The 17758-nt window shown below is 46.2% G+C and carries 14 protein-coding genes; 3 read left to right on the forward strand and 11 right to left on the reverse strand.

What is annotated here, in order from left to right:
* Window positions 1-220: 220 nt before the first annotated feature.
* The 11 genes from C5Z25_RS04750 to C5Z25_RS04800 form a co-directional block, all read right to left on the reverse strand.
* Complete coding sequence (locus C5Z25_RS04750; protein WP_105451578.1) at window positions 221-529, reverse strand: metal-sulfur cluster assembly factor; 309 nt, start codon at window positions 527-529, stop codon at window positions 221-223.
* Window positions 530-1924, reverse strand: a complete 1395-nt coding sequence (gene sufB, locus C5Z25_RS04755; protein WP_105451579.1) for a Fe-S cluster assembly protein SufB — start codon at window positions 1922-1924, stop codon at window positions 530-532.
* On the reverse strand, window positions 1917-2369 hold the full coding sequence (gene sufU / locus C5Z25_RS04760; RefSeq protein ID WP_105451580.1) for a Fe-S cluster assembly sulfur transfer protein SufU: 453 nt from the start codon (window positions 2367-2369) through the stop codon (window positions 1917-1919). Before sufU ends, sufB begins: the two co-directional genes overlap by 8 nt.
* Window positions 2366-3583 (reverse strand): aminotransferase class V-fold PLP-dependent enzyme, encoded by a 1218-nt coding sequence (locus C5Z25_RS04765; RefSeq protein WP_105451581.1) that lies wholly within the window; start codon window positions 3581-3583, stop codon window positions 2366-2368. Before C5Z25_RS04765 ends, sufU begins: the two co-directional genes overlap by 4 nt.
* Complete coding sequence (sufD, locus tag C5Z25_RS04770; protein ID WP_105451582.1) at window positions 3573-4847, reverse strand: Fe-S cluster assembly protein SufD; 1275 nt, start codon at window positions 4845-4847, stop codon at window positions 3573-3575. The genes C5Z25_RS04765 and sufD overlap by 11 nt, the downstream gene beginning before the upstream one ends.
* Window positions 4847-5638 carry a Fe-S cluster assembly ATPase SufC gene (gene sufC, locus C5Z25_RS04775; RefSeq protein WP_105451583.1) on the reverse strand — a complete coding sequence of 264 codons (792 nt, stop codon included), beginning with the start codon at window positions 5636-5638 and terminating at the stop codon, window positions 4847-4849. The genes sufD and sufC overlap by 1 nt, the downstream gene beginning before the upstream one ends.
* Before the next feature lie 558 nt (window positions 5639-6196).
* Window positions 6197-7408 (reverse strand): CPBP family intramembrane glutamic endopeptidase, encoded by a 1212-nt coding sequence (locus C5Z25_RS04780; RefSeq protein ID WP_105451584.1) that lies wholly within the window; start codon window positions 7406-7408, stop codon window positions 6197-6199.
* A 99-nt stretch (window positions 7409-7507) separates the two neighbouring features.
* Window positions 7508-9130: an ABC-F family ATP-binding cassette domain-containing protein gene (locus C5Z25_RS04785; RefSeq protein WP_105451585.1), complete on the reverse strand. Its 1623-nt coding sequence runs from the start codon at window positions 9128-9130 to the stop codon at window positions 7508-7510.
* A gap of 241 nt (window positions 9131-9371) precedes the next feature.
* Window positions 9372-10169: a Cof-type HAD-IIB family hydrolase gene (locus C5Z25_RS04790; protein ID WP_105451586.1), complete on the reverse strand. Its 798-nt coding sequence runs from the start codon at window positions 10167-10169 to the stop codon at window positions 9372-9374.
* 181 nt (window positions 10170-10350) lie between these two features.
* Window positions 10351-12183, reverse strand: coding sequence for a DUF2207 domain-containing protein (locus C5Z25_RS04795; protein ID WP_105451587.1), 1833 nt, complete (start codon window positions 12181-12183; stop codon window positions 10351-10353).
* Window positions 12184-12247: 64 nt separating this feature from the next.
* Window positions 12248-12559, reverse strand: a complete 312-nt coding sequence (locus C5Z25_RS04800) for a nucleoside triphosphate pyrophosphohydrolase family protein (RefSeq protein WP_105451588.1) — start codon at window positions 12557-12559, stop codon at window positions 12248-12250.
* 150 nt (window positions 12560-12709) lie between these two features.
* Between C5Z25_RS04800 and C5Z25_RS04805 the strand changes: the two genes are divergently transcribed.
* The 3 genes from C5Z25_RS04805 to C5Z25_RS04815 all read left to right on the forward strand — a co-directional run bounded on the left by C5Z25_RS04805 (window position 12710) and on the right by C5Z25_RS04815 (window position 17737).
* Window positions 12710-15217, forward strand: a complete 2508-nt coding sequence (locus tag C5Z25_RS04805) for an excinuclease ABC subunit UvrA (protein WP_105451589.1) — start codon at window positions 12710-12712, stop codon at window positions 15215-15217.
* 228 nt (window positions 15218-15445) lie between these two features.
* On the forward strand, window positions 15446-16366 hold the full coding sequence (locus C5Z25_RS04810; RefSeq protein WP_105451590.1) for a proline iminopeptidase-family hydrolase: 921 nt from the start codon (window positions 15446-15448) through the stop codon (window positions 16364-16366).
* Between the two features lie 3 nt (window positions 16367-16369).
* Complete coding sequence (locus C5Z25_RS04815; RefSeq protein ID WP_105451591.1) at window positions 16370-17737, forward strand: APC family permease; 1368 nt, start codon at window positions 16370-16372, stop codon at window positions 17735-17737.
* Window positions 17738-17758 lie beyond the last annotated feature (21 nt).

Raw genomic sequence — 17758 nt, forward strand, 5'->3', positions numbered from 1 at the left:
TGCCTCCCCAAATAAATAAAAAAATAATTCTAAAATAACCGCTTGCTTTTAGATTACACTATTTTGGCGTCAGGAGCCATCACGTTTTCTGAAAATCAGGCGTAAAAAAGTCACCATCCCGGCTGAAGGGACAGTGACTTAACCGACTAAGCGTGTTTAACTCTGAACAAGCTTTACTATAACGCTTGGAACGCGTTTCAGGTCAAGCTAAATTAACCGCTTAAACCCCTAAAGTTAAGCGAGCAGCTCTCGACATCCGCGCAATCGACCAAGCAGGTTCCCAAACCAGGTCAATCGTCACGGTCGTTACGCCAGCGATGGTAACCATCGCCGCAGTAATCCGCTCCGATAAAACTGCCGTTAATGGACAGCCCATCATCGTTAACGTCATGGTCACCACGCAATGGCCTTGCGTATCTGTGGTCACCCCATAAATCAACCCGAGGCTTACTAAATCAACCCCTAATTCAGGATCAATAACAGTCGCCAACTTTGCTAATCCGATCGTTTCAAAACTTTCTACTGACATCTATCCAATCGACCCTTCCATTTCAAAGCTAATCAACCGATTCAATTCGACCGCATATTCCATCGGTAACTGCTTGGTAAACGGTTCTACAAAGCCCATAATAATCATTTCAGTAGCTTTAGCTTCTGAGATGCCCCGACTCATTAAATAATAAAGTTGGGTTTCGGAAACCTTAGACACCTTGGCCTCATGCTCCATCGAAACATTCCCATTAAGAATTTCGTTGTACGGAATCGTATCACTCGACGACTGGTCATCCATAATAATCGTATCGCATTCAACATGCGCAAAGGACCCATCCGAATCACGCCCAAAGCGGACAGTACCACGATAATCGACTGCGCCACCATCTTTGGCAATCGACTTGGAGACAATCGAAGAGGTGGTTTCCGGCGCATTATGCAGCATCCGTGCCCCGGTATCTTGATCCACCTGATGCCCTGCGACCGCAATCGAAAGCATCGTACCGTGTGCCCCGCGGCCATTTAAATAAACGGCGGGATATTTCATAGTGAGCTTCGACCCTAAATTACCATCGACCCATTCCATCGTTGCTTGTTCTAAGGCTTGTGCGCGCTTGGTTTCTAGGCTGTACACGTTGTTAGACCAGTTTTGAATCGTCGTATAGCGACAGGTTGCTCGCGCCAAGACGTTGACTTCCACCACTGCGGCGTGAAGGCTATTCGCATCATAGTTCGGTGCAGTACAGCCTTCTACATAATTCAAACTTGCGCCTTCATCAACAATAATAAGCGTTCGTTCGAATTGACCTGTATTGGCCGCATTAAGTCGAAAATAAGCCTGAATGGGCGTCGTTACTTTGACCCCTTTAGGCACATAGATAAAAGAACCCCCTGACCAAACGGCCGCATTGAGCGCCGCATATTTATTAGCCGTTGGCTTGACCAATTGCCCAAACCACTTTTTAAACAATTCGGGATATTGCTGTAATGCCGTATCAGTATCCGTAAAAATAATCCCCGCTTTTTCAAACTCAGCTTGCATGCGGTGATAGACGACTTCCGATTCATACTGCGCACTGGAACCAGCTAAATAAGCGCGTTCAGCGGCCGGCACGCCTAAACGATCAAAGGTGGCTTTAATCTTAGGCGGGACATCTGACCAGTCCCGGTACGACTGATCGGTCACCTTTTGAAAGTAATGTAAGTGGGCCAAATCTAATCCAGACAAATCTGGTCCAAATGCTGGTTGTGGCATTTTCTGATAAATTTCGTACGCTGCTAACCGTTCTGCCAGCATCCAAGCTGGTTCATGCTTTTCTGCTGAAAGCTGTCGAATGACCGTTGTGTTTAAACCCACACCGGTTGAAAAGACTGGGGTCACATCATCATGGAAGCCATAGTCATAATGATCTACCGTTAACTTATCAGTCATGCGCTGCACCCACTAACTGCGTTAATAATTGGTCAGCGGCATGCCAGGCTAAAGTGGCACACCGAATCCGGGTTGGAAAGGCGGCAACTGTGCCCAGGATTGCGGCATCACCCAAGGCTTGTCGCATAGTTGCGGTAATTGGCGTCCCCGTAATCACCTGTGAAAAGGCAGTGAGTCGTGCTTGAGCCTGAGCCACCGATTGTTGAGCCAAACATACCGTTAACATACTGGCTGACGCTTGTGAGATGGTACAACCGCTACCGGTAAAGCTGATTGCCTGAATCTGATCAGCTTTAATGACTAACTGAACTGTCAACACATCACCACAAGTCGTATTGCGTAAGGTTACGGCTGGCGCCGCTGGTAGTGTTTCCCGATGACGCGGAAACTGCGCATGTTCCAAGACTACCGTTTGATATAAGTCTGTTAATTTTAAAACCGTCATTTTTCAAAAAACTCCTTCACCGTGACTAAGGTCGCTAACAAGCGGTCAACTTCGGCTAGTGTGTTGTAAAACATCATACTAGCCCGAACAGTTGCCGGGGTCTGCAACGCTTGCATTAACGGCTGGGCACAGTGTTGACCAGCCCGCACTTCAATACTAGCCAGATCTAAGCCGGTCGCTACATCGTGCGGATGAATCCCCGGCACATTAAACGCAACGACTGGGCCATGATTAGCTACCGTTTTGGGGCCATAGACCGTTGCAGGCAGCCTCGCTAAGCCCGCCAATAAGTGTGCCGTTAGTTGCCGTTCTTGGGCTTGGATCGCCGTAAAACCGACTTGCTGTAAATAGGTCACTGCCGCACCTAACCCAATCACGCCACTAATATTCGGAGTCCCCGCTTCAAAACGTTGCGGGATTTCGGCCCACGTGGTTTGCGTCCAGGTCACTTGATCAATCATTTCACCACCAAATTGAGCCGGCGTTAATTGAGTCAGCAAGGCGAGCTTGCCATACAGCACCCCCACGCCAGTTGGCCCCAATACTTTATGACCCGAAAATGCATAGAAATCCACGTCTAGTGCTTGGACATTCACCGGTTGATGGGCAACTGCTTGCGCACCATCAACCACAATAATGGCCCCATTTTGATGCGCTAAAGTTGCTAACTGTTGAATCGGATTAGTGACCCCGAGGACATTTGAAACATGGGCGACGGCCACAATTCTCGTCTGTGTTGTTATTTTTTTGACTGCATCAGCCCAATCAAGTTCGCCCGTCGCCGTCAAACCGATGACTTTAAGAGATGCACCATGCCGCTGAGCTAATTGTTGCCAAGGAACTAAATTGCTGTGATGTTCCATCATCGTCACGACGATTTCATCCCCCGCTTTGATGACTTGCTCACCGTAAGTTTGAGCCACCCAATTCAGACTTTCCGTGGTTGAACGGGTAAAAAAGACCGTTTCACGTTGCGGGGCCCCAATCAACGCCGCCACTTGATCACGAACAGCTTCATATTGAGCGGTTGCCGTCGCCGCTAATGTGTAATTTCCGCGATGAACATTAGCATTACTCGTCGTATAGTAAGCCGTTAGTGCCTGAATGACTGCTTGCGGTTTTTGCGACGTGGCCGCATTGTCAAGATACGTTAAGGGGGCGCCGTTGAGTTGGGTCGCTAAAATAGGAAAATCAGCCCGATAATTAGATTTCATCAGTTAACCGCCTTTCAATTAACGCCATGAGTGCGGTCTGTAACTTCATCGACCGCAAGCCCGTAATGACCCCCGCTAAAAAGCCACGTATCACTAACCGTTCGGCTACCGGGCGTGAAATACCACGACTCATTAGATAATACAATTGCTGCTCATCAATGCGCCCGACACTAGCCGCATGCCCTGCTTCAACATCATTCTCGTCAATTAATAGAATAGGGTTGGCATCACCACGCGCCGTTGAGGTCAACATCAAGAGTCGATTTTCTTGATTGGCTTGCGCGCCATGGGCCCCCTTAACAATATGACCAATACCATTAAAGATTAACGTGGCTTGCGCTAAAATAACGCCCCGTTGCACAATTTTAGCGACAGTATGTGGCGCAACATTAGTGACCCGCGTATTTAGCCCTTGGGTTTGCTGACCATTAGCAACAGCAATCGTTTTGACCGTCGCCTGTGCACCTTGACCGTTTAAAGTCGTCTTAAAATCACCAATGACGCGACCGGCATTCATTTCAGCCAATTCCCAGTCCAATTGGGCATCCGCCGCTACCACACCACGCCGACTGATATACGCCGTTGCGGCCGCATTCAACTCATCCAAGCCGGCAAATTCCACCTGACTATTGGTAGTCGCCACGACCTCTACTAAATGATGAACCGTCGTTGGCTGAGTTCCGAGCGACTTCAAATGCTGCACAACTTTAACGTGAGCTCCAGAACTGGCAATCAACAAGCTGCGTTGCACCACACGAGTTGCCTGTCGCTGATCAACGAGTTGGAGAATTTCAATTGGTTCTTCAAGTTGAACGTTGGCGGGAATGTACAGAAAAAAGCCATTGGTCATGAGCGCCGTATTCCAAGCCCCAAACTTATCATCATCAACCGCCATCGTACGCGCTAAATACCGCTGCACTAAGTCGCCATGGGTTTGCATGGCCGACCTTAAATCTGATAGAATCACGCCTTGGCGCAGAGCTGCAGTTGGTAAGGTGAGCTGAATTGTCGTTGCACCAACTGCATAAAATTGTTGCGTACGACCTAACGTTGCAAGGACCCCCGTGGGCGCAGTCACTTCAATCTGGCTAGGAGCGATTAATTCAAATAGTGACCAGTCGGCATATGCGATTTTTTCAAAATGCGGTGCTGGTAACTTTAAAGCGGCTATAACGGCCTGAGTTCTTAAGGCCAATAACCAAGCTGGTTCTAGTTGTGCACGTGAATATTGTTGCACACTGCTAAGTAAGTTAAATTTTGCCATTAGTTTTCATCATCCGTTAACGTCACTGCTAACCCTAAGTCATCACGCAAACCAGCATAGCCCTCAGCTTCTAACGTCTTGGCTAACGTTGCATCACCGGTTTTTACGATGCGGCCCCCCATCATCACGTGGACAAAATCCGGAACGATATAATCCAATAATCGCTGATAATGGGTAATCATTAACGTTCCAAAATCCGGATGTCGCATGGAATTAACGCCTTTAGCAACCACTTGTAAGGCATCAATATCCAAGCCGGAATCGATCTCATCTAAAATAGCAAATTTAGGTTGAATCATTAATAACTGTAAAATTTCATTGCGTTTCTTCTCGCCACCTGAAAAGCCGGCGTTCAAGTAGCGTTCGGCCATTGTTGATGGCATATTAAGCAAGGCTAAGTTGGACTCTAATTGCGCCAAAAAATCAGTTACCGCCAGTGGCTGATCTTTGGGACGCCGCGCATTGATGGCCGCCTGTAAAAATGCCATATTCGTGATACCTTTGATTGCAGCCGGATATTGCATCGCTAAAAAAAGGCCCGCACGTGCCCGCTGATCCACCGTTTGGGTTAGTAAGTCTTGACCATCCAACTGCACTTGTCCACTCACCACGTGATAAGCCGGGTCTCCCATAATGGTCGCTGCCAAGGTTGACTTACCAGTCCCATTAGGTCCCATAATCGCATGGGTTTCCCCAGTATTAATCGTTAGATTAACCCCGGTCAAAATCAAGCGGTCCTGTTCATTTTCTGTAACCGATACTTTTAAATCCTTAATCACTAAAGTGGACATTTAGTTTCCCCATTTCTAACTGGTCACCAGTCAATAACTACTCTATCTAGTTAATCTTTGGCAATCAACTACTAGACCTTGTGTCAAAATCCAATAGTCATAGTATACGTGATTTGTAAAAATTTAGGGGCTTCGGTTGTGAACGAGTCAATTCGAAAAACCAACAATTTCCAGTATTATACTGAAACTACTTACATCATTAGTTAAGCTGAACACCACTTTATGCCAATCCAACACCACCTAAGCCCTTAACTCTGATAACCAACTCGATTTTTTTTTGAAACCAATAAAAAAGACTCAAGCCAATTAGCTCAAGTCTCTCATTACCGGTTCTTAACGACCCAATTCATGTTATACCCCTATGTGCCCCGTTATGACCCTGCCATTCCGAGCGATGTTTTAAGCTGCATTCAGAACTGGTCTTGCAAACAATTCTGAAAATAATATGTAAAGCCGTACTGTACCGCAGTCTTAGTATACCGAGAATGCGTTGCAAATCAGTGACACTAAGATTACAAAAACATTACATCCAGTCAAAACTTACTCAAATCTCATGAATTAGGCCTTTAAATGCAATCGGTTATCCACTTGTCGTTGCATTAAACACCGGCGCGAACCGGTTAATAAATACCCCGTCACTAACCCGAAAACTAACACCAACAATGCCAAAGTCTCCCATTCAAACAAGTCTGGCTTGGTCATCGTTTGCGATCCAGAAGCCATCATACTTAAAATATCGGTCAGCGCATGAATCACGATTGGCACCAGTAAACTTCCCGAATACAAATAACTAACCGCTAAAAAACACCCCAAGGCCGCCGCAAAAATCATTTGTTCCAACGTTGCCGAGAGCGATTGACCACTTAACGCATTCGTCAAATGCCACGCGCCAAATAAACCACTACTCAAAAAGATGGCCCATTCTAGCTGATGTTTCCGCGCTTTAAATGCCCGTAATAATAAAGCTAACACCGCAAAACGGTAAAGCCATTCTTCAGCAATTCCAGGTTCTAAGCCACCTAAAAACAACTGCCACGAGACTGACTTCATATGAAAATCAAAAGTCGTAAATGTGGTTGCCCACGAACTACCCGCGCCATAAGCATTCCAGATGACAAACAAGCCAGCCAAAACACCAATAAAAGTTAGCATCCCCCAGTTTGCTTGCGGTTGTAGCCGCCAAGTCGGCCAACTAAATTGCCACGCCCACATTAATACGCCAACGGTCAATACAAACCCTAAAGCGCCTAAGATACTACTATCGCCCACTAGTTTGAACACTGTGGGAGCAGTTAATCCTGGCAATGCCAACATCGTCATCTGGGCACTCAAGACACCAGAAAAAATGACCGAAATCAACATTAGGATCCGCCCTAACACGGATTCAATCGGCCGAGTAACCACATAAGCGACGGGGACAAACATCACTATCAATAACGCAAAGCCCACTGCTACTAATCCCTGTTGATCTAAAAACGATAATTTGCTTAACATCAATATTAAATTCGCCACTAACAGCGGCAAGCTCAAAAATTGCACAATCGTTTGAAAATAATGATTGAATCGGCGAAAACGCCGCCAATGAGTTGTTAACGGTTGGGTCTCAAAAGTCGGCAACACCGCTCCCAATAATAGCATGATGAGTAACATCCCACCCAAATCAAAAAAGTCCCCACCGTTCATAAATAAAGTCACAAATGCTGCCCCAACTAAAACAATCAATTGCCACAGATACCAGCGGCGTAGCGACCGTTCCACATATGGTGTCATAAAAAAAGAATCCCCCAATCTCGTAATGAATTAATCATACCAGACTGAGCGATTCGAAAGTTCATATTTTGTTTATTATTCGGTTAGGCCAAACTAATTTTAGTACAGCTCACTCACTTGCCCTTGGATAGCTTCATGATTGAGGTATTCATCATACGTCGTATCACCACGATCAACTACCCCTTTAGCACTAACTTCCACAATATGGTCCGCAATCGTTTGAATAAATTCGTGGTCATGCGATGTGAAAATCAACGCGCCAGTAAAATCAATCAAACTATCATTTAACGCCGTGATTGATTCCAAATCCAAATGGTTCGTAGGATCATCTAACAGCAAGACATTCGCCCGGCTAAGCATCATCTTAGATAACATGCCGCGGACCTTTTCGCCCCCAGACAACACGTTCACTTTGCGTTGCACATCTTCGCCAGAGAAGAGCATCTTACCTAAGAATCCCCGCAGGAAGGTGTCATCACTCTCTTCTTTAGGCGCATATTGTCGTAACCAATCAATAATCATCAAATCAGAATTAGTAAATTCATCATTGATATCACGTGGTAAATACGTCCGCGACGTGGTTTGACCCCAAGTTACGGTCCCAGCATCCGGTGTCATGGCACCGCCGATAATTTGCATTAACGTTGTCGTCGCAACATCACTCCGGCTAATTAAAGCCGTTTTTTCATTTGGCCGCAATGTGAAACTGATGTTATCAAGAATTTTAACGCCGTCGATTGTTTTCGAGACGTTTTCAACTTTCAATAAGTCATTCCCAATCTCACGTTCGGGAGTAAATTTGATGAAGGGGTATTTACGTGATGACGGCTTAATATCATCTAACGTAATCTTTTCCAATTGTTTCTTCCGCGAAGTCGCTTGCTTAGATTTCGAGGCATTCGCACTAAACCGCGCCACGAATTCTTGTAATTCTTTAATCTGGTCCGCCTTTTTGGCATTGGCATTCGCTTGTAGCTTAGAGGCCAATTGACTTGATTCCATCCAGAAATCATAGTTTCCCATGAATAACGTAATTTTACCAAAATCAACGTCACACATATGGGTACAAACTTGATTCAAGAAATGGCGATCATGAGAAACGACAATGACAGTCTTGTTATAATCGGCTAAAAAGTTTTCTAACCAACTGATTGACTGGACATCTAACCCATTGGTCGGTTCATCTAATAACAAAACATCCGGATTACCGAATAAAGCTTGGCCCAAGAGGACTTTCACTTTTTGTGGTTCCGTTAATTCACTCATCTTCAAGTGTTGCATTGCTTCATCGATGCCTAAATCTTGTAGCATCTGATCAGCTTCGGATTCAGCATTCCAGCCGTCCATTTCAGCAAATTCGCCTTCAAGTTCAGCGGCTCGTAAACCATCCGCATCCGTAAAGTCAGCTTTGGCATAGAGTGCATCTTTTTCAACCATGATTTGATATAACTTTTCATGTCCACGAATCACTGTTGCCAAGACTTCTTCATCATCAAAAGCAAAGTGATTTTGATTTAAGCTCGACATCCGTTCGTTAGGTCCCATCGAAACAGTCCCACTACTTGGTTGTAACTTACCTTCCAAAATCTTTAAAAATGTTGATTTACCAGCACCATTAGCGCCAATAACCCCATAACAGTTACCCGGGGTGAATTTTAGATTAACATCATCATAAAGTTTACGCGTTGAAAATTGCATACTCACATTGTTTACGGTTAACATTAAAATACCTCTCTTTTTTGAATGTTGGCAGTCATTACCAACGAATTGATGTTCAGTGCCAAGCGCTACCTTGGTCGCCATTGACCTATTTTAACTAGCTGATCTTAAACATCCAGTACAACAATATAAAAGAGGTCAGGACTTAAATCCCAGCCTCCAGTCGTTGCCATCTAGTTGAAGTGTAGCATGTTAACCGCCCTCTTGGCAATCAAAAGGCGAGCACTTTTCTGAAAATCTGTCGTCATTTTCGTAAAATCTCATTTTCAATGTAAGTTAAGACACCATCTTCGGTATTACATTTGGCGATTGCATCTCCTTGGCTTTGCAGTTCAACCGGGGCATTGCCCATTACGACACCGGTATGCACGTATCGCAACATCTCTAAATCATTCGTGCCATCGCCAAACGCAACCATTTCGGCCGGCGAAATACCTAACTGCTCACCTAATAACCGCAAGGCCCGCCCTTTATGTAATCCGGGCTGAATTAAATCCAGACTTCCTTGACCACCGGAAGCAGGAACGGCAAGGCCCGCCAACTTAGGCGTCAACTCATATACCAACTGGTCAGTCCGCGCTGGGGGACAAATAATATCAAACTTAACGACCGGATCGGTAACCGTCTGCAAATCAGTAACCCGCTCTAAGTCAGCATAATAAGCGGCCATTGCCGCCAGAAAATCAACATCGGCATTTTTTAACACGTGGACGGTGCGAGTACCGCATAACGCCAGCTGTATTTCCGGATAAGCCGCCAACACTTGCAGAATTTGCTGCGTGGCAGCTGGACTAAAAGTCGCCGCGGTTAACCCTGCTTGAGATTGCATTAGCTCGGCACCATTGCCGCCAATTAGCCAAAGGGCCGGATAGTCTTTAAAGAAAGTCGCCAGCTCAACTGCTTGGTGACCACTCGCAATCACGAACTGAATACCTTGCTGTTGTAAGGCAACATAGTCACGCGCAAAACGTGGCCGATTATAATCACCCTGACTATTCAGAAACGTGCCATCCATATCCGTTGCAATTAATTTTACTGTCATCTCGTCGCATCCATTCGTTACGATTTATATCCGTAGTTACCCTCACAGCGTACAGTTATTCCGGGCACAGCGCAACCCTTTTCGATACCGTTTTGTAACCGCATTCAACAACGACAAAAAAGCTTGGGTTTTAAAATCCCAAACTCCCTATCAACACGCTTGATAAGCGCAATGGTCAGCGCTAAAAAGCACCACCGCCAGAGCCGCCACCGAAACCACCAGAACTGCCGCCGGAAAAGCCACCAGAGCCACCGCTTGGCGAACTCGCGTTATTTGACGCATCTAAAGCACTTGAAAAGCTAGCACCTAGCGTTCCTGATAAATCAAAATCGAAACCATCGCCAACAAAGAAAAGTGGGTAATAAATCCCTAACCCGGTTGCCAATGCCGGTGTGCCAAAGTCTAATTCCAACTTAGCTGCGACCTGCTTTGCCAAGCCAAAGGCCGCCGCATATGGCAAAATCTGTTCCCATAAGATGAGATCACCAATATCGGCCGTGTTAAAATGACCGATATCTTTTAACATTTGTCGAAAACCAGTGATTTGATTGACTAATTCTAAGCCAGCATCCGTATTAATAATGATTTTTCGGTAATTTATGCCGGCTAGTACCCAGCTACCTAACGTTATCACTGCACTTATCATGCCAGTTAAGCCCAACACTCGGGGACTAATCAACCAGCCAGCTCCAGTCGCCACGACACTTAAAATCGTAACAACCGTGGCAAATCCTAACCAGCGATGTCGCAACGCATAATTGGGTGCATCTTGATACACGGCGACTTGCGTATCAATCGATTGTTGCCACTGACTGAACCAGCTACTGAGACGCCCTTTTTTATCCCGTTTACCAAAAGCTTTCAGTTGCGCCAGTTCAAACGTTTCGGCCGTCGCCAATTGATCAAAACAGTGGTCTAAAAACGAATTAGAAACCGATCGCAATCGCGTCAGCTGCACTTGCGGTTGCCTTTTACCGGGTAACGTTGTGAGCTTAATTTCTTTAGCCGCAGCTGCTTGTAAAATTTCGGCAGATAACGCATCCGTATTCGGCGATGCCGTTCGCCATAATGACTGCGCTACGGCCGGTGAGACGCCTGGCACGTCGAAAGCATGTGGGATTGGTACCGGCCGGACATGTGGTGTCGCCCGATGACGCCAGAACCACCAACTATAGCCACCAATCGTGACCACTAAGACCCCAATGGCTAGCCCGTATAGCCCCCAGTAAAGCTGCCGTTGCCGTTGGCGCTTGGCGTTGGCGGCCCGTGCCAACTGCGCTTCTTGTTTTTGAACCGCTACCAACCGCTTTTTCGTACTCGTCCGCTGATTAGTTGGTGTCACACTAGTCGGAAAGACCAGATGAGTTTCCACAAACGTGTTCGCTGGATTATACGCCAGGGTAATCAAGACCCGCCCATCAGCTTGACTAACAACCGTCTTACCACTAAGCGGCCCATGCGTCCAACCTTGCAACGCGGTTACTGACTTGGCTGGCAACTGAATGGTTAGCCGGACTTGCCGCAATGGTTCATCCCAGCCCGTACCGATAATCTTCCAGTTTAGTTCGGCGGTATCTTGATAGTTCGTCACAACCCCTAATAAACGATACCGATAAACGACTCGCAATTGATCATCGGCTTTGACCGTGCGATATAACTTCACCCGAAATTGTTGGTTAGTTTGAGTTAATTGATACGTGTTATCGCTACCAGTCTGGGCAGCTTGCACCGTCTGGGTCATCCCACCATTAAGTTGCGTCGTCACCCCTTGAAACTGGGCGCCTTGAATGCCACGTAAATCCTGCACATTAAAGACCCCATGATAATCATCATCAAAATCATAGGTCATGGCTTGCGTCACTTCGGCGCTGCCATCTTTTTGAATATCCACCTGTGTGTCATAATGACTAATTCGGTAGTCCGCTAAAGCGTGGATAGGTTGCCAATTCAACGTCATGATGCCGACCATTAACCCCGCTAAGAGCCCCCACCAAAGCATTTTCCGTTGTCGCATAAGCTACCCCCTTGTTTCCTAAATTTAGCTCAATTTTACCACACTGCCATTGACTGCCCTAACCTTATGATAAGTGTTGCTCACGGGCGGTTAAAAATTGCGTTAAGGCCTGATCAATATCAATCCCAGAACGGTCAGCTAAGACCACTAGCCACCAAATACTTTCGGCCAATTTACTGGCTAAATCAACGCTAGCCGGTGTTTCTGGCCAGCTGTTCGTCTGATTCATCACTTGCCGGCCAACTAAGCCCGCATCTGTCAAAAAAGCTAACGCATCTTGTTCTAGGGTCCACGGGTGACCGTCTTGCTGTTGTTCTAATTGATGATAGGCTGTTCGAATTCGGTGACTCCGTTGTGCCAAAGCTTCAATGTCCATTATTTAATCCCAACTTTCTGATTTTTATCCCTCAAGCATACCATATCGCGTGGTCCAACTAGACTAAGCCTTACCACAGGCAAGCAACCGTCAAATGTTGTAGCATGGAGAGTGTGACCGATTACGTCGCCGAAAGGAAGTTCCGACTACATGTCAAAAACAACTATTCCAACTCATATTAAAGTTCGAGGCGCCCATGTTAACAATTTAAAAAATTTAGACATCGATATCCCTTTAAATTCATTCGTTGCCATTACCGGCCGTAGCGGTTCCGGTAAATCTTCACTCGCTATGGGTGTTTTGTATGCTGAAGGCGCCCGTCGCTACCTAAATGCACTCTCAACCTTTACTCGGCGCCGCATTAATCAAGTCGGCAAAGCTGCCGTAGATTCAGTGCAATACTTGCCCTCAGCCCTAGCACTCCGTCAACGGCCCCAAGTCCCCGGCGTCCGTTCAACGGTCGGAACCATGTCTGAGAGCCTAAATATTTTACGGTTAGTCTTTTCTCGATTAGGATCACCAGTTTGTCCGAATGGTCACCGTTTAAAACCAACCTTACAAATTGCTGAAAATATGGGCCATCTCGTCTGCCCAGTCTGCCAGGCTCACTTTACGGCTTGGGGAGCGGAAGACTTTGCCTTTAATTCTAACGGCGCTTGTCCTACTTGCGGTGGCTTAGGTGAGGTGCGCCAGATTAATGCCGACTTATTAATTGCCGACCCAACTCAGACCATCCGTGAGGGAGCCGTGGCGGCTTGGCATTTGCCTGGACGTAATTTCATGCCAATTGTTGCCAATGCGATTGGCATTCCGATTGATACGCCTTATCAAGACCTCAGTCCAGCTGACCAAGATAAAGTTTTACATGGGCCGAAACAAACCGTTGCCATCAACATTCCAAGTGCCAAAGGCAAAATCTTTCATATGGATAATGCTGTTTACGAAAATGCTTTTGCCGCCGTGGAAGACAGTCTAGCAACTAGTAAAAACGAACGCACAATTACGCGTTTAAATCGTTTCTACACCTTTGCAACCTGTCCGGCCTGTCACGGGACCCGCTTTGATCCTAAATTAATGACACAACATCTAAACGGCCAGAACATTGCGACCGTTAGTGCCATGACCGTCACTGACTTAAATCGCTTTGCGACCACCATCGTCGCTTGGCTGCCGGCCAACATGCATCAACTGGGCCAATCCTTAGTTGATGAACTCCTGCTGAGCTTACAACCGATGACCGATTTAGGCTTAGACTACCTTACCTTAGATCGACCAGGTGCGACCCTTTCTACTGGGGAACTCCAACGAATTCAGTTAGGCCGCACGTTGCGTAGCGCGACTACCGGGGTCCTTTATGTGTTAGATGAGCCCTCTGTCGGCCTGCATCCAGCCAATGTCAACGGGCTAATCAAAGCCTTTCGCACCTTAGTCCAACAGGGAAATTCTGTCGTTGTAGTGGATCACGATACCAGTATTATTGCAGCTGCCGACGACGTGATTGAGATTGGCCCGGGTGCCGGTAAGCATGGTGGCACTGTTATTGATCATGGTTCCGTTGATGAGATTAAACGCCAACCGACCTCCATGATTGCACCCTTCTTAACTGGGACCGCAACGCTAAGAACCCGTCCAGTCTTAACCGACCAGGAACTCTGGCAGCAAGGACAATTAGCGATTGAAGTGGCGCATCGCTTCAATATCCAAGATGTAACCGCTCAACTACCTAAGAACCGCCTCACCACCATTACAGGCATGAGTGGTGCTGGCAAAACAACTTTAATTTTAGATAGTCTGATTCCAGCCATTCAGGCGGCTGCCCACCACCAACCCTTACCAAAACACGTCACCCAATTTGAAAGTGGTCAGCTACACCACGTGGTCACAGTGGATTCCGTCCCGGTTGGTAAAAACGTCCGCTCGACAGTCGCGACTTATACCACAATTTTAGATCAACTCCGACGCTTATTTGCAGCTACGCCCGCCGCGAAAGCCCAGGGATGGACTGCTAGCCGCTTCTCTTACAATGTGGCAGCAGGTGCTTGTCCCACTTGTGGCGGTACTGGGCAAATTTCGTTAGACGTTCAATACCTACCAGATATTACGGAAGTTTGCCCACAATGTCATGGTCGCCGCTATAATCAAGCCACTTTAGCAGTTGATTGGCATGGTAAAAATATTGCTGCAATCCTTGCTTTATCGGTTGATGAGGCGCTTCCTTTCTTTAAAGGTGAAACTAGTATTGAAAACACGTTGCAAATTCTCCAGGCGATGGGTTTGGGCTACTTACAATTAGGTGAGAGTACCCCCGCTTTATCTGGTGGTGAGGCCCAACGTTTAAAATTGACCACTAAGATTGGTAAACGCCAAAATGGGACCTTGTTTGTCTTCGATGAGCCATCAGTCGGCCTGCATCCGTTAGATATTCAGCAACTCGTGCAAGTTTTTGACCAGCTCATTCAACAAGGCGCCACCGTCATTGCAATTGAGCATGACCTAGACGTCATCGCTAATGCTGATTATGTGATTGATATGGGACCAGCTGGTGGGATTAACGGGGGTCAAATTGTCGCCACCGGAACCCCACAAGCAATTAGTGAAAATCCACATAGCATCACTGGCACTTATTTAAAAGAACACTTAGCCCTTTTTAAGGTTTGATGACCGCTACCAAATCATCACTGCAAGAATTTTCTGAATTCTTGTAGTGATGATTTTTTTATTGCCAAAATCTTTAACCGAAACAGAACATGCCTTAGTTTGGTACCTTAGTTAACTAGACTTATTCTTTTACCTTTTTCGCAGCTGAGATTAATATTTAATTTGAATTAGATTAAAATATGATGTATTTTTAAATCTAGTAAACAATTTGACACGGAGGCTGCGGAGATGAAAAATATCACTCGAATTTTAACGTTAAAAAATGGCTATCACCTTTGGTCACATACGACTAACCTGGGCGGCAAAACTAAACTGCTTTGTCTCCATGGCGGTCCTGGTGATACTCACGAAGTTTTTGAACGCTTCGGTCCGGAATTAGCGGCCTTAGATATTGAAGTGACGATGTACGACCAACTAGGTTCTTGGTATTCGGATACACCTGATTGGGATGATCCCACCATTCGAGCAAACTTTCTCACCGAGACCTATTATTTAAAAGAAGTTGAAGAAGTCCGTCAACTGTTAGGCTACGATCGCTTCTTCCTAGCTGGACACTCTTGGGGTGGCATGCTGGCGATGACCTATGCCGCGCAACATCAGGCGCAGCTACAAGGTCTCATTATTATTAGTATGATTGATAATATTCCAGATTATTTGACCCACATTCAAGCAATCCGTGCGGCCGAATTCTCACCGGCGGAGAATGCCTTCATGCTTGATATTGAGCACCGTGGACAATGGCAAAATCCACATTACCGCCATCTGATTGCTCAACTCTATCACGGTTACGTTAACCGCCGAACACCAGCGCAACTATCGCATCAGCTCGATATTCAGGCTAAGCCTGTCTATCACCATTTTCAGGGGGATAATGAATTCGTCGTGGTGGGAGATTTAGGGACTTGGGACTTTTCGGTGCAACTAAAGACCATCAAATTACCGACACTCCTATCATTTGCCGATCACGAAACCATGCCCTTAAGCACTGCCAAACGCATGCAACAAGCGATGCCCAATGCCCGCTTAGTTGTCACCCCGGCTAGCGGGCACAATCATATGGTTGATAATCCAACGGTCTTTTTTACAAATCTGAAAAATTATTTTCTAGATTTACGTCAAGACCAGTTTCACCCAACTAAGGAGGCCTAGTCGATGGCTGTTAATCACGTTCCTAGTAACCACTCCGCTAATTTAAGCGATTTTGGCTATCATCAAGAGCTCGACCGCACTTTATCCGTCAAAGATTTAGTCATTTATGGCTTAATCTTCATGGTACCGATTGCCCCCATGGGGATTTACGGCTCAGTCATCGCAGCTTCACGAGGCATGATTGCCTTAACCTATGCCATCGGAATGGTCGCGATGTTTTTCACTGCATTAAGTTATGGACAATTGTCGCAAGCCTTTCCAGTTGCCGGTTCCGTGTACACCTATGCAAAGTTAGGGCTCAATCAACTCGTGGGATTTCTATCCGGCTGGATGATTATTTTAGACTATATTTTTGTGCCAGCATTGCTTTACATTATCGCAGCTAATTCGCTAAAATCACTGTTACCCGCAGTGCCAACTTGGATCTGGTTGCTCGTCTTTATTGCCATCAATACGCTGATCAATGTCCGTGGAATTGAATTTACAGCCATCGCCAATCGAATCTTTCTGGTCGGTGAGTTAATCGTGCTAGCCTTTTTTGTTGGCTTGGGTATTTACGGCCTATTACATGGGGTCGGTAACGGCTTCACCCTAAAACCGTTCTATGATGCACGACAATTCAACCTGAACTTTGTCATGACCGCAACTTCAGTGGCCGTCCTCAGTTTTTTAGGTTTTGATGGTATTAGTACCTTAGCCGAAGAAACGACCGGCGGCAACCGGGCCGTTGGACGTGGCATCATGTGGTCACTCATGTTGGTCGGCGTCTTATTTATCGGTCAAACATATCTAGCGGCATTAATCGTGCCAAACTGGCACACTTTTAGTAATCTCAATACGGCTTTTTATGTAGTAGCAGGTAAAGTGGGCGGTCCCTTTCTCACCAACCTCACAACGATTGCGACAATTCTATCATGGGGTTTTGCGAACGCTTTAGCAGCCCAAGCGGCCATCTCACGAATTTTGTTTGGGATGTCGCGGGATCATAATCTCCCCGCAGTTTTAGCCAAAATCCACCCCAAATACAAGACGCCCTATGTCAGCACCCTACTAGTGGCCGGTATTTCTTTGATTGTCGGACTTAGCTTCATGAATAATAGTTCGGTATTATCAGAAATCGTTAACTGCGGTGCTTTGACGGCCTTTTTAGTCATTCACGTTGCCGTTATTAATCATTTTCTGATTAAGGGGCATTCTCATGATTACTGGCATCATCTGCTCGTGCCGGTCATCGGGTTTATAATTATTTTATTCGTCATGCTCAATCTTAATCTGCTCGCTAAACTCATCGGTGCCATTTGGCTCGTGATTGGCTTAAGTTATTATGGTGGCTTACGGCTCACTCAGCATCATACTGAAATGAAACTATAATGTGATTGCGACGGTAATTTG

Origin of the sequence: Lactobacillus sp. CBA3605 (assembly GCF_002970915.1) — a bacterium.
GTDB lineage: Bacteria > Bacillota > Bacilli > Lactobacillales > Lactobacillaceae > Lactiplantibacillus.

Excerpts from the sequence above, each read along its gene's own strand:
- C5Z25_RS04750 (WP_105451578.1), bottom strand. The coding sequence starts at position 529 with ATGTCAGTAGAAAGTTTTGAAACGATCGGATTAGCAAAGTTGGCGACT.
- sufB (WP_105451579.1), bottom strand. The coding sequence starts at position 1,924 with ATGACTGATAAGTTAACGGTAGATCATTATGACTATGGCTTCCATGAT.
- sufU (WP_105451580.1), bottom strand. The coding sequence starts at position 2,369 with ATGACGGTTTTAAAATTAACAGACTTATATCAAACGGTAGTCTTGGAA.
- C5Z25_RS04765 (WP_105451581.1), bottom strand. The coding sequence starts at position 3,583 with ATGAAATCTAATTATCGGGCTGATTTTCCTATTTTAGCGACCCAACTC.
- sufD (WP_105451582.1), bottom strand. The coding sequence starts at position 4,847 with ATGGCAAAATTTAACTTACTTAGCAGTGTGCAACAATATTCACGTGCA.
- sufC (WP_105451583.1), bottom strand. The coding sequence starts at position 5,638 with ATGTCCACTTTAGTGATTAAGGATTTAAAAGTATCGGTTACAGAAAAT.
- C5Z25_RS04780 (WP_105451584.1), bottom strand. The coding sequence starts at position 7,408 with ATGACACCATATGTGGAACGGTCGCTACGCCGCTGGTATCTGTGGCAA.
- C5Z25_RS04785 (WP_105451585.1), bottom strand. The coding sequence starts at position 9,130 with ATGTTAACCGTAAACAATGTGAGTATGCAATTTTCAACGCGTAAACTT.
- C5Z25_RS04790 (WP_105451586.1), bottom strand. The coding sequence starts at position 10,169 with ATGACAGTAAAATTAATTGCAACGGATATGGATGGCACGTTTCTGAAT.
- C5Z25_RS04795 (WP_105451587.1), bottom strand. The coding sequence starts at position 12,183 with ATGCGACAACGGAAAATGCTTTGGTGGGGGCTCTTAGCGGGGTTAATG.
- C5Z25_RS04800 (WP_105451588.1), bottom strand. The coding sequence starts at position 12,559 with ATGGACATTGAAGCTTTGGCACAACGGAGTCACCGAATTCGAACAGCC.
- C5Z25_RS04805 (WP_105451589.1), top strand. The coding sequence starts at position 12,710 with ATGTCAAAAACAACTATTCCAACTCATATTAAAGTTCGAGGCGCCCAT.
- C5Z25_RS04810 (WP_105451590.1), top strand. The coding sequence starts at position 15,446 with ATGAAAAATATCACTCGAATTTTAACGTTAAAAAATGGCTATCACCTT.
- C5Z25_RS04815 (WP_105451591.1), top strand. The coding sequence starts at position 16,370 with ATGGCTGTTAATCACGTTCCTAGTAACCACTCCGCTAATTTAAGCGAT.